This is a genomic window from Neisseria sp. HMSC073G10 (genome assembly GCF_001812605.1).
Taxonomy (GTDB): Bacteria; Pseudomonadota; Gammaproteobacteria; order Burkholderiales; family Neisseriaceae; genus Neisseria; species Neisseria subflava_A.
In genome coordinates this window covers 1-298 of the sequence record NZ_KV809509.1, presented here as the reverse complement: position 1 = coordinate 298, position 298 = coordinate 1, and the positions used below count along the sequence as shown (strand labels likewise).

Sequence of the window (298 nt, the reverse complement as noted above, 5' to 3'; positions counted from 1 at the left end):
CCTTTCTTTCAACAAGCCACCACAGCAATCAGACAAAAGCAACCCGCCGCCACACCCATGTCGGCAGCACGGCCGGCAAAACGATTATCCGAAGCGGCGGGGATACCCCCCTCAAAGGTGCGCAGCTTATCGGCAAAGGCGTACAGGCAGATACGCACAACCTGCATATAGAAAGCGTTCAAGACACAGAAACCTATCAGAGCAAACAGCAAAACGGCAATGTCCAAGTTACCGTCGGTTACGGATTCAGTGCAAGCGGCAGTTACAGCCAAAGCAAAGTCAAAGCAGACCATGCCTC

At 53.0% G+C, this 298-nt stretch carries 1 protein-coding gene; it reads left to right on the top strand.

Features of this window, described 5'->3' with window-relative positions:
- Positions 1 to 298: hemagglutinin repeat-containing protein (locus HMPREF2865_RS03950; protein WP_210399348.1), on the top strand; the 298-nt coding region annotated here is incomplete at both ends.